Origin of the sequence: Novosphingobium sp., assembly GCF_036820275.1 — a bacterium.
GTDB lineage: Bacteria > Pseudomonadota > Alphaproteobacteria > Sphingomonadales > Sphingomonadaceae > Novosphingobium.
The window spans coordinates 241,129-266,538 of record NZ_DAISLT010000002.1; the positions used below are offsets into that span (position 1 = coordinate 241,129).

Genomic DNA, 25,410 nt, shown 5'->3' on the forward strand with positions numbered 1-25,410 from the left:
CGCCTTCGGGCGGATGGCGAAAACGCTCCACCCGTGCCCCTGAAGCGTCCAACACAAGGATGGACAAAGGAACGTGACACCGGAAATCGTGATCCTGGCCATGATCGCAGCCTTCCTCGGCCTGCGGCTCTATTCGGTACTCGGCCGCCGTGCCGAGCATGAGGAAGAGCCGATCCAAGGGCGCTTCGAAGGCCGCCAGGGCCAACCCGGTGCGCCGCGCGTCCCCGCTCCCAAGGCAGATGCCAAGGCTGAAGCAAAGAGCGACGAGCGCGGCCGTGTCGGTCAGCCCCAGCGCCTGCGCGAAATGCCGCTGGCGCCGCCCTCGGTCGAGCGCGGTCTCGCCGAAATCTCCAGCGCGGATCGTCGTTTCGACGCCTATGCCTTCCTCGAAGGTGCGCGCAGTGCCTATCGCCTGATTCTGGAATCGTTCTGGAAGGGCGACAAGGCGGAGCTTCGCGCGCTTTGCGATGGCGACGTCTACGACAGCTTCGCGGCTGCCATCGACGCCCGCGTCGCGGCGGGTGAAACCATGGACAACCGCCTCATCCGCATCGAGGACGTGGCGATCGTCTCGGCCGGCGCCGAAAACGGCTACGCCCGCATCACCCTGCGTTTCCGTTCGGATATCGCTGCGGTCACGCGCGATGCCGAAGGCCATGTGATCGCCGGTTCGCTGAACGATGCGATCGAGGCGGTGGATGTCTGGACCTTCAGCCGTCAGCTCAACTCGTCCGGTCCCGACTGGCTGCTCGACGAAACCGACGCCGGTTGACCGCTCCGCGCGGTTGATTTCGCACCCATGATCCCACAAGGGTCGACAGGCCGGGCCGAAAGGTCCGGCCTCGTTGTTATTGGCGCTGTTACCGGCGTTACAGACTTTCGGAGATCGATCTTGCGGGGAGCAAGCATGTCGCGGCGTCAGGGCCGGTGTTCGCCATGGCGCTTTCCATGGCGCCGATTGTCCGCTTTCATTCTGCCGGGTCTGCTGGCGGCCTGCGTGCAGGTCGTGCCCGGGCCCAAGGGGCCTTCGCGCCCACCGGCACGGCCACCTGTGCAAAGGCCGCAGCCCACGCAGCCGGCCCAGCCCCAGTCGACCAGCGCCGTCGCGGCGGGGGTGAAGGCCGGACCCGCGGTTTCCTCGCTCCCGCTTGGCGGTAGCGATGCCGCTGCCGCGCTTGCCTCGTTCCGTGAAAGCTGCCCGCGTGTCACCGTGCGGACCGACGCCAGCGGCCTCACCCGTCCCGCAGACTGGCGCGCGGCCTGCGCCGCCGCCGCAAGCTGGAGCGGCAAGCCCGCCGCGCAGTTCTTCGCCACCTATTTCGAGACCGCGCGCATCGGTAACGGCCAAGGCTTCGCCACCGGCTACTACGAACCGGAAATCGCCGGGTCCCGTCTGCCGGTGCCGGGCTATGCGGTTCCGGTCTATTCCATGCCGGACGACCTCGTGCGCGCGAAGCCGGGCGATGCCCCAGCGACGTCCAGCGGACGCATGCCGCTCGGACGCTACGACGTGAGCGGGGTCTTCGTGCCCTATTACGACCGCGCCGCGATCGAGCAGGGCGTGCTCTCCGGCAAGGGGCTGGAGATCGCCTGGGTCGCCGATCCGATCGAGTTCTTCTTCCTGCAGGTGCAGGGTTCGGGCCGCTTGCGTGCGCCGGACGGCAGCGTGATGCGGATCGGCTATGCCGGGCAGAACGGCTTGCCCTATACCGGCATCGGCGGGGTCATGCGCGATCGCGGCCTCGTCGGTCCGGGACGGGGACAGTATTCCGGCTCGATGCAGGGCATCATCCAGTACATCCACGACAATCCCAACGACGGCGCCGCGCTGATGCGTGAGAACAAGTCGTGGGTCTTCTTCAAGGAACTCAAGGGCGACGGCCCGCTCGGCGCGCTGGGCGTGCCGGTGCGTGCCCATGCCTCGGTCGCGGCGGATCCGCGCTTCGTGCCGCTGGGCGCGCCGGTCTGGCTGCGCCTCGACCGGCGCGAGGCGACCGGGCTGTGGGTGGCGCAGGATACCGGCGGCGCGATCAAGGGCGCCAACCGCTTCGACACCTTCTGGGGCTCGGGCGAGCAGGCGCGGCACACCGCAGGCGGCATGAGCGGCCGGGGCGAGGCGCTGATCCTGGTGCCCAAGGGCACGCTCGCGCGCCTCGGTGTAAGATAGGATGCGGCGACCGGGGCGGCGACTGACGGCGGAGGAAGCCGAAGTGTGGGCGCAAGTCGCCCGTACGGTGACGCCGCTCGAAAAGCGCCGTGCCGCCGTACAGGCCGCTGCATTGGTCACGGCCCCCAAGGCGGTCGTTTCGGCGCCGGTCTCGCCGCCGAAGAAAGTGACGGGCCGCATACCGGCGCCGCTTCCGCCCAAGCCGGTGGCAGCCAAGCCGAAAGCGGATGCGCCGCTCCATCTCGACGGGTCTTGGGAAAAGCGCATTTCCAAGGGCACGCTGGCGCCTGATTTCAGCCTCGACCTCCACGGCTCGAACCTCGACCAGGCCTATGTGCGGCTGATGCACGGTCTTACCCAGGCCAAGGCCATGGGCGCGCGCGTGGTGCTGATCGTGACGGGCAAACCCCGGCCGGTCGACGCGATGGACCGGGGCACCGCGCGCGGCGCCATCCGCGCCAAGATCACCGACTGGCTGGGCGCCAGCGATCATGCGCATGACATCGTCGCGATTCGCGGCGCGCATCGCCGCCACGGCGGTCAGGGTGCGATCTACGTGGTTCTCAAAAAGCGAAGGTAGGACAGGCATGGCACGCTCGGAAAAGCAGAAGATGCTCGCGGGCGAGCCTTATCATGCCAGCGATCCGGAGATTGCCGCGGACCAGCAGGCGGCAGCGGAATGGATGCACCGTTTCAACCACGCCGGACCGCTCCCTCCAGCGGAGCGCGAGGCTTTGCTACGCGAGCGTTTCGGCGCGGTCGGTGCGAATTGCGTGATCCGGCCGCCGTTCCATTGCGACTACGGGTTCAACATCAGCCTGGGCAGCGGCGTGTTCCTGAACTTCAACTGCGTCGTGCTCGATGTGGTGGAAGTCGTGATCGGTGACGGCACTCAGATCGGCCCCGGCGTGCAGATACTCACCGCCGACCACCCGCGCGATCCCGCCGAGCGCGCGACGGGTCGCGAATGGGGACGCCCGATCCGGATCGGGCGCAATGTCTGGATCGGCGGCGGTGCCATCGTCCTGCCCGGTGTCACGGTCGGCGACCATGCAGTGATCGGCGCGGGAAGCGTCGTCACGCGCGATGTGCCGGAAGGCGCCACGGTGGTCGGCAATCCGGCACGGGTGCGCAGCCTTCTGGACTGATCCCCGCAGCGAGAATCAGGACCGGATCAGCCGCATTGGCCGCGGTGCAGCAGCTTGTGGTCGGCCAGCACCAGCGCCATCATCGCTTCCACCACCGGCACGCCGCGAATGCCGACGCAGGGGTCGTGGCGGCCCTTGGTGAACAGCTCGGTCGCCTCGCCTTCGCGGTTGATCGTGGGCTGCGGTGTGAGGATCGAGCTGGTCGGCTTGAACGCCACGCGCACCAGCACCGGCTGTCCGGTCGAGATGCCGCCGGCGATGCCGCCCGCGTGGTTGGCGCTGAATTCGGGGCCATTCGCACCCGGGTGCATCGGATCGGCGTTCTGCTCGCCGGTCAGGCGCGCGGCGGCGAAACCGTCGCCGATTTCCACGCCCTTCACCGCGTTGATGCCCATCATCGCGGCGGCCAGATCGGCGTCGAGCTTGCCGTAGAGCGGTGCGCCCCAACCGGCGGGAACGCCGGTCGCCACGCATTCGACCACCGCGCCGACCGAGGAACCGGCCAGGCGTGCCTCGTCGACGATCTTCTCCCAGCGCTTCGCCGCTTCGGCGTCGGGGCAGAAGAACGGGTTGTTGCCGATCTCGGCCGGATCGAAGTTTGCCATGTCGATGGCGTCGCCGCCGATCTCGGAGACATAGGCCAGGATCGTCGCTTCCGGGATCACCAGCCGCGCCACGCCGCCTGCCGCCACGCGGCTGGCAGTCTCGCGCGCCGAGCTGCGCCCGCCGCCGCGATAGTCGCGGAAGCCGTACTTGGCGTCATAGGCATAGTCGGCATGACCGGGACGATAGGCCTTGGCGACGTCCGAGTAGTCCTTCGAGCGCTGGTCCACGTTCTCGATCATCAGGCTGATCGGCGTGCCGGTCGTTTTGCCTTCGAACACGCCCGAGAGGATGCGGACCTGGTCCGGCTCCTGCCGCTGGGTGGTGAACTTCGACTGGCCGGGGCGGCGCGCGTCGAGGAAGGGCTGGATCACGCTCTCATCGATGGCGAGGCCCGGCGGGCACCCGTCGACAACGGCGCCGATGGCAGGGCCATGGCTCTCGCCCCAGGTGGTGAATCGCAGAAGGCGGCCGAAAGTGTTCACGCTCATGCCCCGCGCCTTGGCGCGCAATCTTCGGATTGTCCAGCATGGGGGTGCGAGTCACATGCTTGCGGAACGATCCGCGAAGGCCCATGAGCGCGGCTATGTTCCTGGTAGTCTTCCGCAATCGCAAGCGCGCCGACATCGATGCGGCCGCCTACTCCGCCGATGCCGAGGCCATGGATGCGCTCGCCCGCGCGCAGCCCGGCTTCCTCTCCTTCAAGAGCTACACCAGCGAGGATGGCGAAGTGATCGCGCTGTCCGAGTGGCAGGACGAGGCCGCGGCCCTTGCATGGCGCCGCGTCGCCGCCCATGCCGAAGTTCAGGCCAAGGGGCGCGAGCACTACTACCAGAGCTACACCGCCTTCGCCTGCAACGAGCCGCGTGTGCGTCACTTCGAAAGGGAAACCGAATCGTGAGCCTTGAATTCTACGGCATCCCCAACTGCGACACCGTGAAGAAGGCGCGTAAGTGGCTGGAAGCGCGTGGCAGCGATTACACCTTCCACGACTACAAGAAGGAAGGCGCCGAGGCCGAGCGACTCGAAAAGTGGGTGGCGCAGGCCGGTTGGGAGAAAGTGCTCAACCACGCCGGGACAACCTTCAAGAAGCTGCCGGACGAGGACAAGGCCGATATCGACCCTGCCAAGGCGGTGGCGATCATGGCGGCCAACCCAAGCTGCATCAAGCGGCCGGTCGTCGAATATCCGGGCGGCCTGCTGGTCGGCTTCAAGGAGCCGGAATGGGAAGCCGCGCTCGGCTGACCGAAAGCGGATGAACGGGGGCACATGAACACGGTGGAATGGGTGGCGGCGGGCCTGGGCCTCGCCAATATCGCGCTTCTGGTGCGGCGCAGCGTGTGGAACTATCCGTTCGGCATGGCGATGGTGGCGCTCTACTTCGTCGTGTTCCGCGAGGCGAAGCTCTACGGCGAGGCCGGGCTGCAAGTGTTCTTCTTCGCCGCGCAAGTCTGGGGCTGGGCGCTCTGGGTGCGCGCGGGCGGCGGGGAAAGCCGGGTGCCGGTGCGGCGGCTCGGCAATTTCGCAAGGCTGCTCTGGCTGATGGGCACGGCGGCGCTGGCGCTCAATCTCGGCTGGGTGATGCACAAGTTCACCGACGCCTCGCTGCCTTACGCAGACTCCGCCATCGCCGGGGCCAGCATCGCCGCACAGATCCTGCTCGGCTTCCGCCGGATCGAGAACTGGGTTCTGTGGATCGCGATCGATGCGGCCTCGATCGGGGTCTATCTCTACAAGGAATTGTGGCCGACCGCCGCGCTCTACGTGGTGCTGCTGGCGATGTCGGTGCTCGGCCTGCGCGAATGGATCGCCGCGGAGAAGGCGCAGGAGGCGTGATCACCGTCTGCCTCCACGGCGCGGAAAGCACCGGAAAGTCGGTGCTGGCGGAGCGGCTGGGCTATCCCTGGGTGCCGGAGTACGGTCGGACCTACTGCGAGGAACACGGTACCGACCTGACGATGGCGGACCTGCTCGCGATTGCCGAGGGCCAAGCCGAGGAGAACCGCAAGGCCATGGCGGCGCGTCCGCCGATACTGCTCCTCGATACCGACCAGCTTATGACCGCCGCCTGGGCGCAGATGCTGTTCGGCGAAGTGCCGGACGTGCTGCTGAACTACCCCAAGGCAGACCACTACCTGCTCTTTGCACCCGACGTTCCCTGGCGGGAGGACGGTACGCGGTTCTTCGGAACGGACGAAAGGCGCGCGCGCTTTGCCGCTCTGGCTGAGGACATGCTGGTGCGGGCGGGAGTGCCGTTTTCGCGGGTCGGTGGTTCTTGGGAGGAGCGTGAGGCGCAGGTTCGGGCGGTGATTGAGAGTTTAGGAAAAAGAGGAAGTCCCGGGGGATGATCCCCCGGTCCCTCGGAATGTCTACGTAGCACCCTACCTATCGGTAGCGCACTCCTTGCGGCGCAGCCAATATGTCTCCCGGCGCAAGGGGTGCGCAGACGGATCGGTGGCGCGCGACATCGACAGTAATGGGGTGCAGGGGTGTTAACCCCTGCCTCATCCCTTACTTCTTCTTAGTAGCCGTCGCGATGAAGTTCAGCGAAAGGTCGTCCGAAAGGTGCAGCCCCGCCATGGGCGACCAGGCGATGCCCTTGGGTTCGCCCAGCACCAGCCCCGCGCCATCCGCGAGATCGCGCAGTTCGTCGGGTGTGGCGAAGGCGTTCCAGTCGTGCGTGCCGCGCGGCACTTTGCCGAGGCGTTCGGCGGCTTCGACCAGCAGCAGGCGCGAGGCCGGGGTGCGGTTGGGACAGGAGAGGAGCATCAGCCCGCCGTCGGCGAGCGTTTCGGCAAGCTGGCCGATGAACAGCGCCTTGTCGGTGACGTGCTCGATCACTTCCAGCGAGCAGACGAGGTCGAAGCCGGACAGGCCAAGCTGCCCGAGTTCGCCGTGGCGGTAGTCGATGGCGAGGCCCATCGCCTCGGCATGGGCGGAAGCCGCAGCGATGTTTTCCGCCGCCGCGTCCACGCCGGTCACGGCTGCGCCGAGGCGGGCGAGGGGTTCGCAGAGCAGGCCGGCGCCGCAACCCGCGTCGAGCGCGCGCCTGCCCGCAAGTGGGCGCAACATGCGCGAGTCGGTGGAGAAATGCCGGTCGATCTCGGCGCGGATAAAGCCGAGGCGCACCGGGTTCAGCTTGTGCAGCATGGCCGAGGAACCCTTGGGATCCCACCATTCCGCTGCCAGTGCACCGAAGTGAGCAGCCTCTTTCGGATCGATTGTTGCGCGAGAAGGCGTGTTCGAAGCAGTTGCATTGTCCATCGCTCCCCCCTAACAGCGCGCCCAACTCTTATCCACACGCGCATCTCTTCTTTGCGCAACAACCGACGGGGAGCAGTGGCACCTTGGCACGTATCGTGATGAAATTCGGCGGCACTTCCATGGCCGGAACCGAGCGAATCCGGCGCGTGGCGGGCATTGTCAAACGCCAGCAGGAAGCGGGCCACGAAGTCGCGGTCGTCGTATCGGCCATGGCCGGCGAGACCGACCGCCTCGTGAACTTCTGCCGCGAAGCCAATGCCCTCTACGATCCGGCGGAATATGACGTGGTCGTCGCCTCCGGCGAGCAGGTCACTTCGGGCCTTCTGGCGCTCACGCTTCAGGCGATGGGCTGCAAGGCGCGGTCGTGGCTCGGCTGGCAGCTGCCGATCAAGACCGACGACGCCCATGCCAAGGCCCGTATCGAGGACTTCGATTCGGAGGCCCTGCTGGCTTCGATGGCCGCCGGTGAAATCGCGGTGATCCCCGGTTTCCAGGGCGTTTCGCCCGACAACCGCATCACCACGCTGGGACGCGGCGGTTCGGACACCTCGGCGGTGGCCGTGGCGGCGGCGGTCAAGGCCGACCGCTGCGACATCTACACCGATGTCGATGGCGTCTACACTACCGACCCGCGCATCGTCGCCAAGGCGCGCAAGCTGCCGCTGGTGACCTATGAAGAAATGCTCGAACTGGCCTCGGTCGGTTCGAAGGTCCTGCAGACCCGCTCGGTCTCGCTGGCGATGAAGGAAAACGTGCGCGTCCAGGTGCTGTCGTCGTTCATCGACGAGAACGCCCCGGCCGCAGACACCCTGCCCGGCACGATGATCGTGAGCGATGAAGAACTCGAAGGAAGCGATATGGAACGCCAGCTGATCACCGGCATCGCCGCCGACAAGAACGAAGCCAAGGTTACCCTTACCCGCGTGCCGGACCGTCCGGGCGCAGTGGCCGCGATCTTTGCGCCGCTCGCGGAATCGAACATCAACGTCGACATGATCATCCAGAACGTCGCCAAGGACAAAGGCGAGACCGACGTCACCTTCACGGTGCCGCAGGCCGACCTCGTCCGCGCGCAGGCGCTGCTGGAAGAGCGCAAGGAAGCGATCGGCTACTACCGCATGATCGCCGACAGCAATGTCGCGAAGATCAGCGTCGTCGGCGTCGGCATGCGCAGCCACGCCGGTGTCGCTTCGACCATGTTCAAGACCCTGGCCGATCGCGGCATCAACATCATCGCCATCTCGACGAGCGAGATCAAGGTTTCGGTCCTGATCGACACCGACGAGACCGAACTGGCGGTGCGCGTGCTGCACACGGCTTACGGACTCGACGCTGCCGCCTGATCGGGCGTGATAGCGTGAATTACGGGAAGGCGGCGCGGTAAGCGCCGCCTTTTTCGTATCAGTCCTCGGCGCGCGGCTCTACGAGTTCGAGGACATGGTCCCTGATGTCGGTGGGCCAGGAGGCCAAGGCCTCGGCTAGTTCAGCCAGCCTGTCTGCGAAGAGCAGGCGCGAGGCTTCCTCGAAGCCGGGCAAGTCGCCGCCCAGCGCAGATAGAACGCGATAGGCGCGCTCCTGCGCCGTGCGCCGTGCCATGCGGCCGCCGTCGGCCTTGCGCGCTTCGTCTATCAGACGGCGCAGCACCTGCGAGGCGCCGCCCGGTTGCCGGGCGAGCCAATCCCATTGGCGCGGCAGCAGCGTCACTTCGCGGGCGGTGACGCCCAGTTTCGGTCGGCCCCGGCGCCGAGGTGCTTCGTCCTGAGGCAGCGAGGACACACCGTGCCAGTCGAGATCGACGGCCCTGCCATCCGCATCGTCGAATACGAGAACGCCGTCCGCGCGGCTCCGCAAGGCGGTGATGAGTTCATCCGGGGTGCCGCGCGCGATGCGGGTCATGCCGAGGAAGGCGGTGCAGGTCTGGGTCATCGGTTGGTCCTGAGAATATTTTTACCCGGATAAATTAAAATGGAACACAAGTCAAATTACCCGGGTAAAAATGTCTCAAGGAAATCGGAGCAGGGACCGCGCGCAACCTCGACATTCCGAGGGTCTGGGGGATCTCCTGAGTTTATCGAAGGGCCCCAGGACTTCTCTTGTTCTTCAAAAGAAAGATCCCGCCCCCTCGGGGGCAAGGGGGCGGGATCGAGGCCGTCGCGAGAGGGGGGAGGGGAGCGACGGCCGGAAGGTCAGTCGGCGGTTTCGGGTTCCGGCGAGAGCGCGGGGTTCACGCTCATGCCCAGTGCCTTGGCCACGCCTTCGCCGTAGGCCGGGTGGCAGCGGGTGCAGTTGTCGATGTGCCGCTGCTTGATGAAGTCCGGCGCGTCGCCCATGGCGCGGGCGGTGTTGTCGAACAGGCGCTGCTTTTGGTCGGCGTCGAACAGTTCGAACAGGGCGCGCGGCTGGCTGTAGTAGTCGTGGTCGTCCTCGCGGAAGTTCCAGAAGTCCGCATTGCCGTCGATCTTCATCGGCGGTTCGCGGAATTCCGGCTGGCCCTGCCATTGGCCGAACGAGTTCGGGTGATAGTGCGGCAGTCCGCCGTAGTTGCCGTCGACGCGGCCCTGGCCGTCGCGGTGGTTGTTGAAGACCGGGCAGCGCGCGGCGTTGACCGGGATCTGGTGGTGGTTGACGCCGAGGCGGTAACGCTGGGCGTCCGAATAGGCGAAGAGGCGCGCCTGGAGCATCTTGTCGGGCGAGACGCCGATGCCGGGGACGAGGTTCGAGGGCGAGAAGGCGCTCTGCTCGACGTCCGCGAAGAAGTTCTCCGGGTTGCGGTTCAGTTCCATCACGCCGACCTCGATCAGCGGGTAGGTCTTCTGCGACCAGACCTTGGTGAGGTCGAACGGGTGGAAGCCGCAAGTCGCCGCTTCTTCCTCGGCCATGATCTGGACCATGACCTTCCACTTCGGGAAATCGCCGCGCTCGATGGCGTCGTAGAGGTCGCGCTGGTGCGATTCGCGGTCACCGGCCACGACGGCGGCGGCTTCGGCGTCGGTCAGGTGGGCGTGGCCCTGCTGGGTCTTGAAGTGGAACTTCACCCAGAAGCGCTCGCCCGCCTCGTTGTAGAACGAGTAGGTATGGCTGGAGAAGCCGTCCATGTGGCGATAGGACTTGGGAATGCCGCGGTCGCCCATGACGTAGGTGACCTGGTGGAAGGCTTCGGGCAGCAGGGTCCAGAAGTCCCAGTTGTTGGTGGCGCTGCGCATGTTGGTGCGCGGATCGCGCTTCACCGCCTTGTTGAGGTCGGCGAAGTGGCGGGGATCGCGCACGAAGAAGACCGGCGTGTTGTTGCCGACCATGTCCCAGTTGCCTTCCTCGGTGTAGAACTTCACCGCGAAGCCGCGAATGTCGCGCTCGGCGTCGGCGGCGCCGCGCTCGCCTGCCACCGTGGTGAAGCGGGCGAAGATCTCGGTCTGCTTGCCCGCTTCGCCGAGGAACCGGGCGCGGGTGTACTTCGAGACGTCACCGGTGACGGTGAAAGTGCCGAAGGCGCCGGAGCCCTTGGCGTGCATACGGCGCTCGGGGATCACTTCGCGGTTGAGGTTGGCCAGCTTCTCCAGAAGCCAGACGTCCTGCATCAGCAGCGGGCCGCGCGGACCGGCGGTCAGCGAGTTGGAAGCGTCGACGACCGGCGCGCCGAACGCAGTCGTGAGCGGGGTCGGAGTGAGCGAGGTCTCGCCGTGGGCGAAGGGGCACTTGCCGCCGCTGGGTGGGGTCTCGGTCATGGTCTCACTCCTTGTCTCTTCGGTATCGGAGCCGATTTCCTCGGCTATGCGAAAGGCTTAGCCGGAGGAAAGCGATCGGTGAAACTATACGAAGATGTAAGTGTGATCGGATCAGGCGATTAGTTAGTGGGAACAGGGCCGATGGCGGCGGCGCTTGTGCGCGGGGCTGCGCCCATCTATGGCGCACCCACATTTTCTCGAATTGCCGGCTATGGGAGCATCGATGGCCACCTCCAAGACTTCCGCACTGATGACGCGCGGACGCGAATTTCTCGGTACCGAATATGCGATCCTGTGCGGCGCCATGTCCTGGGTGTCGGAGCGTAACCTCGTCTCGGCGATCAGCAACGCCGGTGGCTTCGGCGTTATTGCCTGCGGTGCGATGAACCCCGAACTCCTCGACAAGGAGATCGCGGCCACGCGCGGGCTGACCGACAAGCCGTTCGGCGTGAACCTCATCACCATGCACCCGCAGCTGTTCGACCTGATCGCGGTCTGCGCGCAGCACAAGGTCGGCCATGTCGTGCTGGCCGGCGGCATTCCGCCCAAGGGCAGCGTCGAGGCGATCAAGGAATCGGGCGCCAAGGTGATCTGCTTCGCGCCGACGCTGGCGCTGGGCAAGAAGCTGCTGCGCTCGGGCGCGGACGCGCTGGTGATCGAGGGCATGGAAGCCGGCGGCCACATCGGCCCGGTCTCGACTTCGGTGCTGGCGCAGGAAATCCTGCCCGCGCTGGCCGAGGATCACCTGGTCTTCGTGGCAGGCGGCATCGGCCGCGGCGAGGCGATGGCCGGATACCTCGAAATGGGCGCATCGGGCGTGCAGCTCGGCACCCGTTTCGCCTGCGCCACCGAATCGATCGCGCACCCGGACTTCAAGAAGGCCTTCTTCCGCGCCAATGCCCGCGATGCCGTGGCCTCGGTGCAGGTCGACCCGCGCCTGCCGGTGATCCCGGTGCGTGCGCTCAAGAACAAGGGCACCGAGGAATTCACCGCGAAGCAGATCGAAGTGGCGCGCCTGCTGGACGCCGGTGAGGTCGACATGGGCGAGGCCCAGCTCAAGATCGAGCACTTCTGGGCCGGTGCCCTGCGCCGCGCGGTGATCGACGGCGATGTCGAGAACGGCTCGATCATGGCCGGCCAGTCGGTCGGCATGGTCAGCAAGGAAGAGCCGGTGACCGACATCATCGCCGCGCTCATGGCCGAATCCGAGGCCGCGCTTTCCAACCGCTCTGCTGCCTGAGGACCTGTCGATGGCTGAACCGCTGATCCTCGCGTTGTCTTGCGCCGACCGTCCCGGTATCGTCGCCCGGGTCACGGGCTATCTCGCGCAGGCGGGCGGCAATATCATCGAGGCGCAGCAGTTCAACGACCTCGAGGAAGACAAGTTCTTCATGCGGGTCGCCTTCGATCCGGGCACTTCTGAGCGCGAGGCGTTCAGTGAAGGCTTCGGCGCGATCGCCCACGAATACGGCATGGCCTGGTCGATGACGCGTCGCGACCGGCCGCGCCGCGTGCTGTTGCTGGTCAGCAAGTTCGACCATTGCCTGGCCGACCTGCTCTATCGCCAGCGCATCGGCGAGATGCCGATGGAAGTCGTCGGCATCGTCTCCAACCACCCGCGCGAGGCGATCAACTCGCTGATGATCGGGGACTTCCCGTTCCATCACCTGCCGATCACCAAGGATAGCAAGGCCGAGCAGGAAGCGCAGATTCGCGCGCTCGTCGAAGAGACGCGGGCGGAGCTGGTGGTGCTGGCGCGCTACATGCAAATCCTCTCGGACGAGATGGCGGCGTTCCTCTCGGGCCGCTGCATCAACATCCACCACTCGTTCCTGCCGGGCTTCAAGGGCGCCAAGCCTTATCACCAGGCTCATGCGCGCGGCGTGAAGATGATCGGCGCGACCGCGCACTACGTCACTGCCGACCTCGACGAAGGCCCGATCATCCATCAGGACGTCGAGGCCGTGACCCATTCGGACACGCCCGAGGACATGGTTCGCAAGGGCCGCGACATCGAGCGCCGCGTGCTGGCGGAAGCCGTGCGCCTGCATCTCGAAGACCGCGTGCTGCTGAACGGTTCGCGCACTGTGGTGTTCCGCAGCTGAGGCTTGTGGGGCTGGTGGATTGTCGCCAGCCTTTTTTCGTCATTGCGAGCGTAGCGAAGCAATCCAGGGCGGTTTAAGACCGACTCTGGATTGCTTCGCTACGCTCGCAATGACGAGTCTGTCATTCGGTTCTAACCATGGGAGAGCGGCCATGCCCGTCAACGGCGTCGATCACGTCAACATCCTCACCGACGACCTTGAGGCGACGGCCTCGTTCTACGAACAGGTCCTCGGCCTGACGCGCAGCGCGAATTCCACAATCGGCAAGGGCACGGCCGGGTACTGGATGCGCGATGCGGCGGGCAACGCCATCGTCCATCTCGTGGACCGCACCACCGCCGGAAACCGCTACGACGCCTACCGGCCCGGCCAGCCGACCAATGCGCTCCACCACTTTGCCCTGCGCTGCACGGGCTTTGCCGAGACCGCGGCGAAGATCGAGGAACTCGGGCTGGCCCACCGCGTGGCCGAGCATCCCACGCTGGGCCTGCGGCAGATTTTCCTGGTCGATCCCAATGCGGTGAATCTGGAACTGAACTTCGCGGGTAACTGAAAGGCTCGCCATCCTGCTTCCGGTCCGGTAGCCTTGCCCGCAACAAGCTGATTTTCCAGAGACCGGAGCGCCTTTCGATGTGCGATGACTTCACGGCGGAGGCCGAAGACGCCAACCTGGCCCGGCGCGGGCTCGACCGGCGGGCTTTCACGGCCCTCGGCGCCAGTGCTGCACTGGCCGGATGTGCCGGGATCATGAAGACGCACCCCGCCAATTCCGTGCAGGAGCGGATGGTCTCGATCACCACCGCCGACGGCGTGGCCGATGCCTTCTTCGTGCACCCCGCCAAGGGCGTCCATCCCGGCGTGATCCTCTGGCCGGACATCGCGGGCCTGCGTGAGGCCAAGAAGATCATGGCCCGCACCCTCGCGGCGGAGGGTTATGCGGTGCTGGTCGTCAATCCCTACTATCGCGGACAGCCCGCCCCGGTCTTCGAGAGCTTCGCCGGGTTCCGCACGCCGGAAGGGCAGGCCAAGGTCGAGCCCCTGCGCGCCGCACTCACGCCCGAGGCGATCACCCGCGACGCCAAGGCCTACGTGGCGTTCCTCGACGACCAGAAGGCCGTCGACACGAAGCGTGGGATCGGCTCGAACGGCTATTGCATGGGCGGCCCCTTCACCGTGCGCACGGCGGCGGCGGTGCCCGGCCGGGTGCGCGCGGCGGCCTCGTTCCACGGGGCAGGGCTGGTCACCGACCGTCCGGACAGCCCGCACCGCCTGCTCGCCGGCACCCAAGCCTCCTACCTCTTCGCCATCGCCCGAAATGACGATGCCAAGCAGCCCGCGCAGAAGACCGAGCTGAAAAGCGCCGCTGCCGCGGCCGGGCGCGCGGCCGAAGTGGAAGTCTATCCCGCCGACCACGGATGGTGCGTGCCCGATTCTCCCGCCTGGGACCCCGACGCCGCGGACAAGGCCTGGCAGCGGATGCTGGCGCTCTACGCGACGCTGTAGAGTGTCAGTGTGTCGCAACCGTCATTTCCCCGTTAACGCCGGGTTACAATAGCCGCGTCCACGGTGTAGGAAGCGCTCGGGCCGTTCGGCCTGTTAAAGGGATTTGTACCTAGAAAATGGCCAATGATTCCGGCCGGCGCCGCTCGACCAGCGGGCCTTCCTCTCCTGCCAAGAAGAAACCTCTCTGGCGCCGAATCGTGCGCGGCGTCCTGATCTGGGGCAGCGCACTTGTCGTTCTGGGCGTGATTTTCCTGGGCACCGCCGTCGTTTTCACGATGAGCGAGCTGCCGGAATACAATTCGCTCAAGAGCGGCGAGAACGGCCAGATGATCGTCGTGCGCGCGCGCGACGGCACCGAACTGGTTTCGCTCGGGCCGAGCTACGGCAAATGGCTGAGCTACGACCAGATTCCCGAAGTGATGAAGGGCGCGATGGTCTCGGTGGAAGACCGCCGATTCCGCGAGCACATCGGCGTCGATGCGCTGGGCCTGCTGCGCGCCGTCTACGTCTCGACGACGACGGGCGGCCGCGCCAAGGCGACTTCGACGATCACCCAGCAGCTGGCGCGCAACGTGTTCCTGAACAACAGCCGCTCCTTCACGCGCAAGGCGCGCGAGGCGGTGCTGGCGCTGGCGCTGGAGCGCAAGTTCAGCAAGGACCAGATCCTCGAACTCTATCTCAACAAGGTCTACTTCGGCGGCGGTGCCTATGGCATCGACGCAGCGAGCCGCAAGTTCTTCGGCCATCCGGCCACCGAGCTTTCGACCGGCGAGGCGGCGATCATCGCCGGTCTCGTGAAGGCGCCTTCGAACTATTCGCCGACCGCCGACGTCGAGGCGGCCAAGGATCGCGGCGCCGTCGTGCTGGGCCTGATGGTCAAGAACGGTGCGATTTCGCAGTCCGAAGCCGACCAGGCCGATATCGCCGACGTCAAGGTCGTGAAGGAAAAGGGCCAGAACGCGGTCCGCTACTTCACCGACTGGGCGCTGCCGCAGCTCGACATGCTGCTGCCCGACACCAACGAGCCGATCGAGGTCTGGACCACGCTCGACCCGAAGATGCAGCAGGCCGCGACCAATGCGATCACCGCCAATGCGCCCAAGGGCGCGCAGGGCGCACTCGTCAGCCTCGATCGCGACGGCGCAGTGCTGGCGATGGTCGGCGGCACGGACTACGTGAACTCGAACTACAACCGCGCCACCACCGCGCTGCGCCAGCCCGGCTCGGCGTGGAAGCTGTTCGTCTATCTCTCCGCGCTGGAGGCGGGATACACGCCTGACGACCGCGTGGTCGACGAGCCGGTGACGATCAACGGCTGGAGCCCGCAGAACGCCGGCCGCAACTTTGCCGGCCAGATCGATATCCGCACCGCCTTCGCCTATTCCAAGAACACCATCGCCGCGCAGCTCGGCAACGAAGTGGGCTTCGGCACCGTCGCCTCGATGGCGCGCCGCTTCGGCATCTCCACCCCGATCAACACCCAGCCGGCCATGGTGCTGGGCACTTCCGAAGTCCACGTCATCGACATGACCCGCGCTTTCGCGGCGATCTCGGCAGGCGGCACTTCGGTCGAGCCTTACGGTATCGTCAAGGTGACGGCGGCCTCGGGTGAAGTGCTCTACGAGCACAAGTCCACGCGTGGGCAGGTGCTGGTGCCGCCCAATGTTGCCGCCGGGATAACCGACCTGCTCCAGACCACCGTGGCCACCGGCACGGCGCGCGCCGCGCAGATCGGCCGTCCGGTCGCGGGCAAGACCGGCACGACCAGCTCGAACAAGGACGGCTGGTTCCTCGGCTTCTCCAGCGGCATCACCACCGGCGTGTGGATGGGCCGCGACGATGCGCGTCCGGTTCCCGGCCTCTCGGGCGGTCACGCCCCCGCGCGCGCCTTCTCGGACTACATGAAGGTCGCGGTGGCCAAGCGTCCGGTCGAGCAGTTCCAGACGGAAGTGAAGCTTCCCGAATGGCAGCTCGAACCCGACGACGAGGCGATGCAGGGCAATCCGAACGACTATTACTACGTCGATGAGAACGGCAACATCGTCCGGCCGGAAGACGGCGCGCAGGCGCCGGACGGCCAGCCGCGCTACGAGGACGGCTCGGTGGGGCCGGGCTCGGGTCCGGGCCAGCCGCAGATGCCGGACTACGGCCCAGCCCAGGCGCCCCCGGCGGCGAACGAGGACTTCCTCGACCGCGCTACCGGCCGCTCGCGCAGCGACGATCCCGGCCTCCGCGCCGGGCAGGGGCTGGGCAACGGTGCGGGGACGCGCCAGAACGCTCCCAATCCGCGCCCGACACCGACCCGCTCGCCTGCGGCGGTTCGCACGCCGGGCGACTGACGCCGGACACCCGATGAAAACGAAAACGCCCGCCGATGACCTCGGCGGGCGTTTTTCGTTGCAGGCTATCCGTCGTCCACGGGAGGGCGAGGATCCCGCTTTGTCGATCGAGCTTCGTAGCCCCCTCTTCGGCATTGCGAGCGACCGAAGGTCGCGTAGCAATCCAGGCGCGGTCTAAGCGGCTCTGGATCGCTTCTCCCGCTTTGCGGGCTCGCGATGACGAAAGGTTGGGTGAAAAGGACGCGAAAGCCGCCTTCGAAGAGCCACCACCGCAAAAGAAAACGCCCGCCGGATCGCTCCGGCGGGCGTTTCTCATGATCGCTTCTGGCTGAATATCAGCGCAGGCGAACCGGCATGTAGACCGCCTGCTGGCCGCGCGGCTGGATGCGCAGCAGGATCGCCGAGCGGCCGTCGGCCTTGGCTGCCTTGATCGCGTTCTCCAGGTCGGCCTGCGTCGTCACCGGCGCATTGTTGGCCGAGAGGATCACGAAGCCGCGGGTCAGGCCCTTCTGCCCGGCGTCCGAGCTGGGGTCGACGCCGACGATCACCAGACCGCGCGTACCTTCCGCCGCGCCGATCTGGCGGGCGATCTGCGGCGTCAGCGGCGTGACCGAGAGACCCAGGGCCTTCTGCACGGCGCTTTCGCCCTGCTGCTTGGGCGGGTTGTTGAAGGCATCGCCGTCCTGGTCGGTGCTGGGGTCGAAGCTTTGCTGAAGCTCGTCGTCGGAGGGACGCTTGGCGACGGTGGCCGTCAGCGTCTGGCGGCGGCCGTTGCGGATCAGCTCGATAGGGATGCGCGTGCCCGGCGCGGTGTTGGCGACGAGGAACGAGAGCGTCTGGTCGCGCGTCACTTCCTTGCCGTTCACCTTCACCACGACGTCGCCCGCCTGGATGCCGGCCTTGGCGCCGGCGCCGTCGGGAACGACGCTCTGGATGAACTCGCCCTTGTTGTGCTCCAGGCCCATCGAGTCCGCGAGGTCTTCGTTGAGCTGCTGGATGGTCACGCCGAGGTAGCCGCGCTCGATCGCCTGGCCCTTCATCAGTTTCTCGACGATCGGCGAGGCGATCTCGGCCGGAATCGAGAAGCCGATGCCGACGCTGCCGCCGGTGGGCGAGAAGATCGCGTTGTTGATGCCGATCACCTGGCCGTTCATGTCGAACATCGGGCCGCCCGAGTTGCCGCGGTTGATCGAGGCGTCGGTCTGGAGATAGCGGTCATAGGCGCCGCCTGCGCCGGTGTTGCGGTAGACGGCCGAGATGATGCCCGCCGTCACCGTGCCGCCAAGGCCGAAGGGATTGCCGATCGCCAGCACCCAGTCGCCCACGCGGGCCTTCGAGCTGTCGCCGAACTTCACGAAGGGCAGCGGCTTGGAGGCGGTGATCTTGAGCACCGCGAGGTCCGATTGCGCGTCCTTGCCGATCAGCTTGGCGGGGTACTCGGTGCCGTCGGGCATGATGACGGTGATCGATTCGATCTCGCCCTTGCCCTCGGCGGTGATGACGTGGTTGTTGGTGACGATGTAACCGTCCGCCGAGACGATGAAGCCCGAGCCGAGGGACTGGGCTTCGCGGGTCTGCGGGGTGCTGCCGCCGCCGCCGCCGAACAGGCCTTCGAACGGCGTCCCTGCGAAGGGATTGTTGCCGCCGCCGGCCACCTGCACGCGCTGGCGCGTCGAGATGTTGACCACCGCAGGCTGAAGCTGCTCGGTCAGGTCGGCGAAGCTGGCCGGGGCGCCGGCGCGGGGTGCCACGCGGGCCATCTGGCTGGCTTCGTTCTGGGCGACCTGGGCTCCGGCGGGGAAGCCTGTCACCAAAGTGGCGGTCGCGCCCCCCAGCAGGAGCGCTGTGGTCAGTCCATAAGCGTATCGCACGGGCTTCACGTCCTTTAATTCCTTCGTCTTGGCGGTGTGGCGTTACTGTCCGCCGACTGATGCCGATTGAACCCCGGAGAGCTTAACCGGATTTGAATAAGGCGGCGCATTCAGCGCTTGTCGCCGGTTACGGTTCCCTGAAATGGTTGAGATAGGCGTTATTGGGCGAGAGCAGGATCGTCTTTTCCGTATCGCCCTTGCCGAAGGTGACGGAGTAGCTCTGCATCGAGCGGTAGAAGTCGTAGAACTGCGGATCCTTGCCGAAGCTCTCGGCATAGATCTTGGCGGCCTGGGCCTCGGCCTCGGCCTGGATGATCTGCGCGTCCTTCTGGCCCTGTGCGGCGATCGTGCGTGATTCCTCGGTGCGCGCCGCCTGCATGCGGGTGAAGGCGCTTTCGAGGGCGCCTTCGGGAAGGTCGGCGCGCTTGATCCGCACGTCCACCACCTGGGCGCCGTATTCCCGCGCCTCGCGGTCGAGGCCGTCGCGGATGTTCTCCATCGCCTTGCCGCGCTCGGCGGTGAGGAGGGATTCGAACGTGCGCTTGCCCAGTTCCTGACGCAGGACCGAGGACAGGATCGGTTCGAGCTGCTCGGTCACGCGTTCGGTGGTTCCGGCGGTCTCGACCATCTTGATCGGATCGATGATGCGGTAGCGGGCATAGGCATCGACGTTCAGGCGCAGCTGGTCGGTGGAGAGCACCTGCTGCTGCTGCATGTCCAGCGAGAGCAGGCGCTTGTCGATGCGGATCACCCGGTCGAACACCGGAATGCGGAAATGCACGCCCGCGCCGGTGCTGCCGTAGTCGGCCTTGGGGTTGAACTGGTTGTAGACCGCCACCGGACGCCCGGTGCGCACCACGACGGCCTGCTCGGTTTCGGGAACGACGATGACGCTCAGCATGAGCGCGACCAGCGCGGCGCCGCCGAGGGCGAGGGGAACCCTGTAGTCCTGCCAGAAGCTGCTCATCTCACTGGCCTCCCTTGGCTGCGGGAGCCGTGTTGCCCGTCGCGGTGCCGGTAGCGGCACCGTTTCCGGCGGGCACGGTCACCACGGTCTCGTCGCTGGCGCGGGGGCGGCGTTTCACTTCGGGCAGGGGGAGGTAGGACGTCATGTTGCTGGAATCGCTGACGACCACATCGTTGTCGCGCAGCACGCTCTCCATCGTTTCGTAATACATGCGGCGGCGCGTCACTTCGGGCGCCAGCTTGTACTGTTCGTAGACCTTGTCGAACGAGGCCGAGGCGCCCTGGGCACGGGCCAGGGTCTGCTGCGCCCAGGCGCGTGCCTTGGAGCGGTCGCGGTCGGCTTCCTGCTGGGCCACGTTGACCTGGTCGAAGGCCTCGCGGGTCTTGGCCGGCGGATCCGCCTTCTTGATTTCCACGCCCTGGATCGAGACCCCGGCGTGATACTGGTCGAGAATGCGCTGGGTGCGCTCGCGCACGTCCTGCTCCACCGCGGCGCGACCGGCGCCGGAAAGTGCCTCGTTCAGCGTGATCTGCGCGATCGAGGCGCGCATCGCGGCTTCGGCCACTTCCCGCACCGTCTCGTCCGGATCGGCGAGGCGATAGCTGTATTCCTTCAGGTTCTTGATGTTCCAGCGGACCAGATAGCTGAGATCGACGAGGTTCTTGTCGCTCGTCAGCATCAGCTTCTCGCCTTCGCCGTCCGGGATCGAATAGACGTTGAAGCTGCGCACGTCGGTCACGTCCACGGATTCGATCGGCCAGGGCAGGGTCAGCGAGAGGCCGGAATCGATGGTTCGCGAATAGCCGCCGAGCCGGGTGACGATGCCCTGGTCCTTGGGGCCGAGCATGTGCACCATCGAAATGCCGAGCACCGCGACGACCGCCGCGCCGATGCCGAGCGGCAGCCATGACTTGCCGTCCGGGCGGCGGGGGATATTGGGAAAGCCGCCGCCGAAACCGCCGCCTCCGCCGCCGCCGCTGGGGCGGCGCGGATCGCGCGGGCGGAAGATATCGTCGAGACCGGCCGAACGGCGCGGCGGCGTGTCGCCGCTGGGAAGCCAGGGATTGCGGGGACCCTTGCGGTCGGCAGGCCGGTCTTCCGGCTTGCGATCCGGGCCTTCGCCCTTCGTGTCGCCGCTTTCCTGGCCGCTGCCGTCCTCTTCTCCCTGCTGTTCAGGGGCGGTTTTCTCTGGCTCGTCTCCCGAACCGCCGGAGTTTCCGTTGTCCGAGTTTCCGCCGTCCGAGTTTCCACCCCCCCAGGGGCTCTGACGCCCGCTCATGGCAAGACCTTCGGGCGAGATTGCATCACCAATTGCTTTCATATGTTCATCTATAGGTGCGCTATTCGCACAAAAACAGTGCCTCTCTTGCCCTTTTTCGCCCGGTGCTCCACCTGAACCGCAAATTCCCCCTCCCGATAGACAAGCTCTGGAAAAGGATCCGATGACAAGTCCCGAAGCCGATCGACTGAAAACGCTCCTGCCGGTCGAGGTGGCCCAAAGGGTGCAGTCGCTGCGGCTCAGCGAAGGCATGGCGAGCGTGGTGATCGATGCCACCGGCCTTTCCGTGCAGGACCGTGCGGCGCTGGAGCAGGTCGTTTCCGGCGCCTTCGAAGGCCAGCCGGGCATTGCCGACGTGCGCGTGGCGGTCATGGCGGAAAAGCCGGTGCGGCGCATCCTGGCGGTGGGATCGGGCAAGGGCGGGGTCGGCAAGTCGACGCTGGCGGCCAATCTTGCGGTGGCGCTCTCGCGCATGGGGCGCAAGGTCGGGCTGGTCGATGCGGACATCTACGGTCCTTCGCAGGCGCGCCTGCTCGGCACCGAGGGGCAGCGCCCGGTCGCGCATGAAAGCCGCCTGGTTCCCGTCGCCAGCAAGTTCGGCGTGCCGGTGCTGTCGATGGCCAACCTGCTGGAGCCGGGACAGGCGATCGCCTGGCGCGGGCCGATGGTGGCGGGCGCGCTTACCAAGATGCTCGAAGGGCACTGGGACAATGCCGAAGTCGTGGTGGTCGATCTGCCGCCCGGCACCGGCGACGTCCAGCTGACGATGCTCCAGAAGTTCAAGCCGGCCGGCGCGGTGATCGTCTCGACCCCGCAGGACCTTGCGCTGATGGACGCCACCCGCGCGGTCGAGCTGTTCCAGAAAAGCGGCGTGCCGGTGGTCGGCGTGGTCGAGAACATGGCCGGTTATGCCTGCCCCCATTGCGGCGAAGTGAGCGATCCCTTCGGTGCGGGCGGGGCCGAGGCGGCGGCGCGGGACATGGGACAGGACTTCCTCGGCCGCATCCCGCTCGACATCGTCATTCGCCGCGACAGCGATGCGGGCACGCCGCCGGCCGCCGGGGACGGCCCGCAGGCCGAGGCATTCGCTGCGATCGCCGCCAAGGTTTCGGACTGGCTGGACGCGCATTGATGGCGTTGGCGCGCCCCTCTATTTCCAGGAGGGGAGTCCTTGTCGGCGCGCTGGCGGGCGGCGGACTTGCGGTGGGTTATCTGCTGCGACCGCGCCATTTTCCGCTGCCGCTCGAACCCGGCCGCGACGAATATGCCTTCGGTGCCTGGATCAAGATCGCGGCGGACGGCGTGGTCAGCGTCGCGGTGCCGCAAGTCGAGATGGGGCAGGGGGTGACGACGCTCCTGCCGCAGATCGTCGCCCATGAACTCGGCGCGGACTGGCGGCAGGTGGCGGTCGAACCCGCGCCGGTAAGCGCGCTCTACGCCAATGCCGTGCTGGCCGCGAAATGGGCGCCGCTCTGGATGCCGGTCATGCCGGGTCTGGCCGAGGCGCCGGAGGGGATGATCGCGCGGCGCTGGGCCGAGGATCACCGCTTCAACGTCACGGCGGACGGGACCTCCCTTGCCGCTTACGAAGGCCCGGCCCGCGCCGCCGCCGCCTCGGCCCGCGCCCTGCTGGTCCAGGCCGCCGCCGCGCGCTGGAAGGTCGCGCCGGAAGAATGCGAAGTGGCGGGCGGCCTCGTGATCCACGGCGATAAGCGCCTGAACTTCGGCCCCTTGGCGGCGGAGGCATCCGCTTTCTCGCCGCCCGATCCGCCGCCGCTCCGGCCCGAGGCACCGGCCGAGAAACCCGGCGAGTTCCTGCCCGGTGCGCCCTTGCGCTACCCGCGCCTCGATCTGCCTTCGAAAGTGGACGGATCGTGGACGTTTGCAGGCGACGTGCGCCTGCCCGACATGCTGCGCGCGGCGATCCGTCATGCACCGATCGGCAAGGCCGAAGTCTCGGGTCTCGACGAGAACGCCGCCAAGGGCCTGCGCGGCTTTGTGCGTTTCGTCCGGGGACCGGACTGGGTGGCGGCGCTGGCGCAGGACTGGTGGACGGCCGAAACCGCGCTCACCCGCGCCGCACCGCGCTTTCGCGTCGCGCGCGGCGGTGACAGCGGCGAGATCGACGCCGCTCTGGATGAGGCCATGGCGCACGGCGTGCCCACCCGCATCCACCTTGCGGGCGATGCGAGCGCCATCGAAGGCGCCCTGCCGGTCCAGATCCGCTACGAGGTCGCTCCGGCCGTTCACGCCACGATAGAGACCGCTTCTGCCACCGCGCGCCTGGAGAACGGCCGCCTCGAACTCTGGATCGGCACCCAGGCGCCCGAAGCCGCGCGCGCGGCGGCAGCCAAGGCGCTGGGGATGCGCGCCGCCGATGTCGTGCTCTATCCGATGCCGATCGGCGGCAGTTTCGACCGGCGGCTGGAATGCGCCCATGCCGCGCAAGTGGCCGTCCTTGCGAGAGAGGCCGGGCGCCCGGTGCAGTTCACCTGTTCGCGGCGGCAGGAGCATTTCGCGACCTTCCCCCGCGCCCCCGCCGTCGCGGTCATGGCCGCCCGCCCCGATGCGGAGGGCAGGCCGACAAGCTGGCGCGCCCGCATCGCCGCGCCTGCCAGCGCGCGCGAATTCGCTCGCCGCTTCTTCTCGGGCGATGCCCCGTTCGACGCGCTCGACGCCGTGGCCGAGGCCGCCGATCCGATGGCGCTGGAAGGTGCGATCCCGGCCTATGCCGTGCCGAACATCGCCGTCGACCACATCCCCGCCGCGATCGGCCTGCCGACCGGGCGAATGCGCGGCAATGCCCATGGCTACACTGCCTTCTTCACCGAGAGCTTCGTGGACGAACTCGCGCACGAGGCCGGACGCGAGCCGCTGTCCTTCCGCATGGCCATGCTCGGCCACGACCCGCGCCTCGCCGAATGCCTCCAGCGCGCCGCCAGCCTCGCACAGTGGGGTGGCGGCGGCGACAACAGCGGCCAGGGCATCGCCTGCCATGTCATCGGTGAGGGCCGCATCGCCCTGGTCGCGAGCGCCCGCCGCGACGAGAACGGGGTGCGGGTGGACAAGCTGAGCGCGGTCGCCGACATCGGCCGCATCGTGAACTTCGACGTCGCCCGGCAGCAGATCGAGGGCGGGCTGGTCTTCGGCCTTGGCCTGGCCCTGGGATGCAGCCCCAACTACGCAGGCGGACGGCCGGACGGCGAGCGGCTGTCCGATCTTGCCCTGCCGACACTCGCGGATTGCCCGGAGATCGAGGTGGACTTCATCGAGAGTGCCGCCGATCCTGCCGATCCGGGGGAACTCGGCACGGCGGTCGTCGCACCCGCCGTCGCCAATGCGCTCTATTCGGCAACCGGACTTCGTTTCCGGCGTTTGCCGCTCTTTGCCGAGGATATGTAATGCCCGTCCGTGAACAGCCGTCCGCCCAAAGCGGCGGAGTCGGCATCCTTCTCGTCAATCTCGGCACGCCGGACGCGCCTACGGCTCCGGCGGTGCGGCGCTATCTTGCGGAATTCCTGTCCGACCCGCGCGTGGTGGAAATCCCGGCGATCGCCTGGAAGCCGATCCTCCACGGCGTGATCCTGCGCACCCGACCGGCCAAGTCCGCCCATGCCTATCAGCAAGTCTGGACCGACGCGGGTTCGCCGCTCGCCGCGATCACCCGCGCACAGGCGGCGCGCTTGCAGGAGCTTCTGGGCACGCGCGCCAAAGTGGATTGGGCGATGCGTTACGGCAATCCCTCGATCCCCTCGCGGCTCCAGGCGATGAAGGATGCCGGGTGCGACCGCATTCTCGTCGCGCCGCTCTATCCGCACTATTCGGGAGCGACGACGGCTTCGGTCATGGACAAGCTGGGCGATACGCTGGCCGGGATGCGCGCGCAGCCTGCGATCCGCACCCTGCCGCCTTACTACGACGACCCGGCCTTTATCGACGCGCTGGAGACCGATCTCCTGCGCCAGGTCGAGGCACTGGACTTCGTGCCCGAAGTGCTGCTGCTGTCCTATCACGGCATGCCCCAGCGCACGGCGGACCTCGGCGATCCCTATTACCGGCACTGCCTTGAGACCTCGCGCCTGTTGACCCAGCGCCTGGCGCAGGTGCGGCCCGATTTGCGAATCGAGACGAGTTTCCAGTCGCGCTTCGGCCGTGCCAAGTGGCTGGAACCCTCGACCGAGGACGTGTTGGCGCGCGAGGCCAAGGCCGGAACCCGCCGCATGGCGGTGGCGGCGCCGGGCTTTTCCGCGGACTGCGTCGAGACGCTGGAGGAACTCGCGATTCGCGGGGCGGAAGTCTTCGCGGAGGCAGGCGGAGAGCGCCTTGCCGTGCTCGCCTGCCTGAACGACGGCGCGGCGGGAATGGCGATGCTGCAAGCGCTTGTAACGCATGAACTGTCCGGATGGTAACAAGGATTTAACCATCGCCTCCGTTGACTCCCG

General features: G+C 67.1%; 24 protein-coding genes. 17 read left to right on the forward strand and 7 right to left on the reverse strand.

The genetic code is table 11. The features are described from left to right. The first annotated feature begins 73 nt into the window (after positions 1-73). The 4 genes from V7066_RS02530 (at position 74) to V7066_RS02545 (ending at position 3,315) form a co-directional block, all read left to right on the forward strand. Entirely contained in the window at positions 74-772 is a 699-nt protein-coding gene (locus V7066_RS02530) for a Tim44/TimA family putative adaptor protein (protein ID WP_334181667.1), read from the forward strand. A 135-nt stretch (positions 773-907) separates the two neighbouring features. Continuing rightward, on the forward strand, positions 908-2,167 hold the full coding sequence (mltA, locus tag V7066_RS02535; protein ID WP_442947291.1) for a murein transglycosylase A: 1,260 nt from the start codon (positions 908-910) through the stop codon (positions 2,165-2,167). A gap of 1 nt (position 2,168) precedes the next feature. Further along, positions 2,169-2,747 (forward strand): Smr/MutS family protein, encoded by a 579-nt coding sequence (locus V7066_RS02540; protein WP_334181669.1) that lies wholly within the window; start codon positions 2,169-2,171, stop codon positions 2,745-2,747. Between the two features lie 7 nt (positions 2,748-2,754). After that, a complete protein-coding gene (locus tag V7066_RS02545; RefSeq protein WP_334181670.1) occupies positions 2,755-3,315 on the forward strand; it encodes a sugar O-acetyltransferase in 561 nt (186 codons plus the stop codon). Between the two features lie 26 nt (positions 3,316-3,341). Here the strand turns inward: V7066_RS02545 and aroC are convergent, their stop codons facing one another. Further along, complete coding sequence (aroC, locus tag V7066_RS02550) at positions 3,342-4,409, reverse strand: chorismate synthase (RefSeq protein ID WP_334181671.1); 1,068 nt, start codon at positions 4,407-4,409, stop codon at positions 3,342-3,344. Between the two features lie 95 nt (positions 4,410-4,504). On the opposite strand from aroC, the gene V7066_RS02555 reads away from it, so the two are divergent. Genes V7066_RS02555 through V7066_RS02570 form a run of 4 tightly spaced genes read left to right on the forward strand, consistent with a single transcriptional unit; the run spans position 4,505 to position 6,266 of the window. Further along, entirely contained in the window at positions 4,505-4,819 is a 315-nt protein-coding gene (locus V7066_RS02555) for an antibiotic biosynthesis monooxygenase family protein (RefSeq protein WP_147219627.1), read from the forward strand. Continuing rightward, the gene (locus V7066_RS02560; RefSeq protein WP_334181672.1) at positions 4,816-5,163 is read left to right on the forward strand and encodes an arsenate reductase; all 348 of its coding nucleotides are present in this window, start codon (positions 4,816-4,818) and stop codon (positions 5,161-5,163) included. The genes V7066_RS02555 and V7066_RS02560 overlap by 4 nt, the downstream gene beginning before the upstream one ends. 24 nt (positions 5,164-5,187) lie before the next feature. Next, on the forward strand, positions 5,188-5,754 hold the full coding sequence (gene pnuC, locus V7066_RS02565) for a nicotinamide riboside transporter PnuC (RefSeq protein WP_334181673.1): 567 nt from the start codon (positions 5,188-5,190) through the stop codon (positions 5,752-5,754). Continuing rightward, entirely contained in the window at positions 5,751-6,266 is a 516-nt protein-coding gene (locus tag V7066_RS02570; RefSeq protein WP_334181674.1) for an ATP-binding protein, read from the forward strand. Before pnuC ends, V7066_RS02570 begins: the two co-directional genes overlap by 4 nt. A 163-nt stretch (positions 6,267-6,429) precedes the next feature. Here the strand turns inward: V7066_RS02570 and ubiG are convergent, their stop codons facing one another. Further along, positions 6,430-7,182: a bifunctional 2-polyprenyl-6-hydroxyphenol methylase/3-demethylubiquinol 3-O-methyltransferase UbiG gene (ubiG, locus tag V7066_RS02575; RefSeq protein ID WP_334181675.1), complete on the reverse strand. Its 753-nt coding sequence runs from the start codon at positions 7,180-7,182 to the stop codon at positions 6,430-6,432. Between the two features lie 83 nt (positions 7,183-7,265). Here ubiG and V7066_RS02580 point away from each other — a divergent pair, with 83 nt between their 5' ends. Then, a complete protein-coding gene (locus tag V7066_RS02580) occupies positions 7,266-8,525 on the forward strand; it encodes an aspartate kinase (protein WP_442947292.1) in 1,260 nt (419 codons plus the stop codon). A 58-nt stretch (positions 8,526-8,583) separates the two neighbouring features. Here the strand turns inward: V7066_RS02580 and V7066_RS02585 are convergent, their stop codons facing one another. Beyond that, positions 8,584-9,108, reverse strand: coding sequence for a DUF2239 family protein (locus tag V7066_RS02585; RefSeq protein WP_334181676.1), 525 nt, complete (start codon positions 9,106-9,108; stop codon positions 8,584-8,586). A 260-nt stretch (positions 9,109-9,368) separates the two neighbouring features. Then, positions 9,369-10,904 (reverse strand): catalase, encoded by a 1,536-nt coding sequence (locus V7066_RS02590; protein ID WP_334181677.1) that lies wholly within the window; start codon positions 10,902-10,904, stop codon positions 9,369-9,371. 223 nt (positions 10,905-11,127) lie between these two features. On the opposite strand from V7066_RS02590, the gene V7066_RS02595 reads away from it, so the two are divergent. The 5 genes from V7066_RS02595 (at position 11,128) to V7066_RS02615 (ending at position 16,851) form a co-directional block, all read left to right on the forward strand. Beyond that, a complete protein-coding gene (locus V7066_RS02595; RefSeq protein WP_334181678.1) occupies positions 11,128-12,144 on the forward strand; it encodes an NAD(P)H-dependent flavin oxidoreductase in 1,017 nt (338 codons plus the stop codon). 10 nt (positions 12,145-12,154) lie between these two features. Then, entirely contained in the window at positions 12,155-13,009 is an 855-nt protein-coding gene (purU, locus tag V7066_RS02600; protein WP_147219442.1) for a formyltetrahydrofolate deformylase, read from the forward strand. A 151-nt stretch (positions 13,010-13,160) separates the two neighbouring features. Next, positions 13,161-13,562 (forward strand): VOC family protein, encoded by a 402-nt coding sequence (locus V7066_RS02605; protein ID WP_334181679.1) that lies wholly within the window; start codon positions 13,161-13,163, stop codon positions 13,560-13,562. Positions 13,563-13,639: 77 nt separating this feature from the next. Beyond that, a complete protein-coding gene (locus V7066_RS02610) occupies positions 13,640-14,512 on the forward strand; it encodes a dienelactone hydrolase family protein (RefSeq protein WP_334181680.1) in 873 nt (290 codons plus the stop codon). Between the two features lie 116 nt (positions 14,513-14,628). After that, positions 14,629-16,851, forward strand: a complete 2,223-nt coding sequence (locus V7066_RS02615) for a transglycosylase domain-containing protein (protein WP_334181681.1) — start codon at positions 14,629-14,631, stop codon at positions 16,849-16,851. 335 nt (positions 16,852-17,186) lie between these two features. Here the strand turns inward: V7066_RS02615 and V7066_RS02620 are convergent, their stop codons facing one another. From V7066_RS02620 to hflK, 3 genes are all read right to left on the reverse strand, one after another. Next, positions 17,187-18,722, reverse strand: a complete 1,536-nt coding sequence (locus tag V7066_RS02620; protein ID WP_334181725.1) for a Do family serine endopeptidase — start codon at positions 18,720-18,722, stop codon at positions 17,187-17,189. A 127-nt stretch (positions 18,723-18,849) separates the two neighbouring features. After that, positions 18,850-19,689 (reverse strand): protease modulator HflC, encoded by an 840-nt coding sequence (gene hflC, locus V7066_RS02625; protein WP_334181682.1) that lies wholly within the window; start codon positions 19,687-19,689, stop codon positions 18,850-18,852. Position 19,690: 1 nt separating this feature from the next. Beyond that, the gene (gene hflK, locus V7066_RS02630; RefSeq protein ID WP_334181683.1) at positions 19,691-21,010 is read right to left on the reverse strand and encodes a protease modulator HflK; all 1,320 of its coding nucleotides are present in this window, start codon (positions 21,008-21,010) and stop codon (positions 19,691-19,693) included. A 121-nt stretch (positions 21,011-21,131) separates the two neighbouring features. Between hflK and V7066_RS02635 the strand changes: the two genes are divergently transcribed. From V7066_RS02635 to hemH, 3 genes are read left to right on the forward strand one after another with little or no spacing between them, the layout of a single operon-like run. Beyond that, complete coding sequence (locus V7066_RS02635) at positions 21,132-22,100, forward strand: Mrp/NBP35 family ATP-binding protein (protein ID WP_334181684.1); 969 nt, start codon at positions 21,132-21,134, stop codon at positions 22,098-22,100. Beyond that, the gene (locus tag V7066_RS02640; protein ID WP_334181685.1) at positions 22,100-24,370 is read left to right on the forward strand and encodes a molybdopterin cofactor-binding domain-containing protein; all 2,271 of its coding nucleotides are present in this window, start codon (positions 22,100-22,102) and stop codon (positions 24,368-24,370) included. Before V7066_RS02635 ends, V7066_RS02640 begins: the two co-directional genes overlap by 1 nt. Beyond that, positions 24,370-25,377, forward strand: coding sequence for a ferrochelatase (gene hemH / locus V7066_RS02645; protein ID WP_334181686.1), 1,008 nt, complete (start codon positions 24,370-24,372; stop codon positions 25,375-25,377). Before V7066_RS02640 ends, hemH begins: the two co-directional genes overlap by 1 nt. The last annotated feature ends 33 nt before the right edge of the window (positions 25,378-25,410 follow it).

Coding starts and splice junctions, on each gene's coding strand:
- mltA (WP_442947291.1), top strand. CDS start 908: ATGTCGCGGCGTCAGGGCCGGTGTTCGCCATGGCGCTTTCCATGGCGC.
- V7066_RS02540 (WP_334181669.1), top strand. CDS start 2,169: ATGCGGCGACCGGGGCGGCGACTGACGGCGGAGGAAGCCGAAGTGTGG.
- V7066_RS02545 (WP_334181670.1), top strand. CDS start 2,755: ATGGCACGCTCGGAAAAGCAGAAGATGCTCGCGGGCGAGCCTTATCAT.
- aroC (WP_334181671.1), bottom strand. CDS start 4,409: ATGAGCGTGAACACTTTCGGCCGCCTTCTGCGATTCACCACCTGGGGC.
- V7066_RS02555 (WP_147219627.1), top strand. CDS start 4,505: ATGTTCCTGGTAGTCTTCCGCAATCGCAAGCGCGCCGACATCGATGCG.
- pnuC (WP_334181673.1), top strand. CDS start 5,188: ATGAACACGGTGGAATGGGTGGCGGCGGGCCTGGGCCTCGCCAATATC.
- ubiG (WP_334181675.1), bottom strand. CDS start 7,182: ATGGACAATGCAACTGCTTCGAACACGCCTTCTCGCGCAACAATCGAT.
- V7066_RS02585 (WP_334181676.1), bottom strand. CDS start 9,108: ATGACCCAGACCTGCACCGCCTTCCTCGGCATGACCCGCATCGCGCGC.
- V7066_RS02590 (WP_334181677.1), bottom strand. CDS start 10,904: ATGACCGAGACCCCACCCAGCGGCGGCAAGTGCCCCTTCGCCCACGGC.
- V7066_RS02595 (WP_334181678.1), top strand. CDS start 11,128: ATGGCCACCTCCAAGACTTCCGCACTGATGACGCGCGGACGCGAATTT.
- purU (WP_147219442.1), top strand. CDS start 12,155: ATGGCTGAACCGCTGATCCTCGCGTTGTCTTGCGCCGACCGTCCCGGT.
- V7066_RS02605 (WP_334181679.1), top strand. CDS start 13,161: ATGCCCGTCAACGGCGTCGATCACGTCAACATCCTCACCGACGACCTT.
- V7066_RS02610 (WP_334181680.1), top strand. CDS start 13,640: ATGTGCGATGACTTCACGGCGGAGGCCGAAGACGCCAACCTGGCCCGG.
- V7066_RS02615 (WP_334181681.1), top strand. CDS start 14,629: ATGGCCAATGATTCCGGCCGGCGCCGCTCGACCAGCGGGCCTTCCTCT.
- hflC (WP_334181682.1), bottom strand. CDS start 19,689: ATGAGCAGCTTCTGGCAGGACTACAGGGTTCCCCTCGCCCTCGGCGGC.
- hflK (WP_334181683.1), bottom strand. CDS start 21,010: ATGAAAGCAATTGGTGATGCAATCTCGCCCGAAGGTCTTGCCATGAGC.
- V7066_RS02635 (WP_334181684.1), top strand. CDS start 21,132: ATGACAAGTCCCGAAGCCGATCGACTGAAAACGCTCCTGCCGGTCGAG.
- V7066_RS02640 (WP_334181685.1), top strand. CDS start 22,100: ATGGCGTTGGCGCGCCCCTCTATTTCCAGGAGGGGAGTCCTTGTCGGC.
- hemH (WP_334181686.1), top strand. CDS start 24,370: ATGCCCGTCCGTGAACAGCCGTCCGCCCAAAGCGGCGGAGTCGGCATC.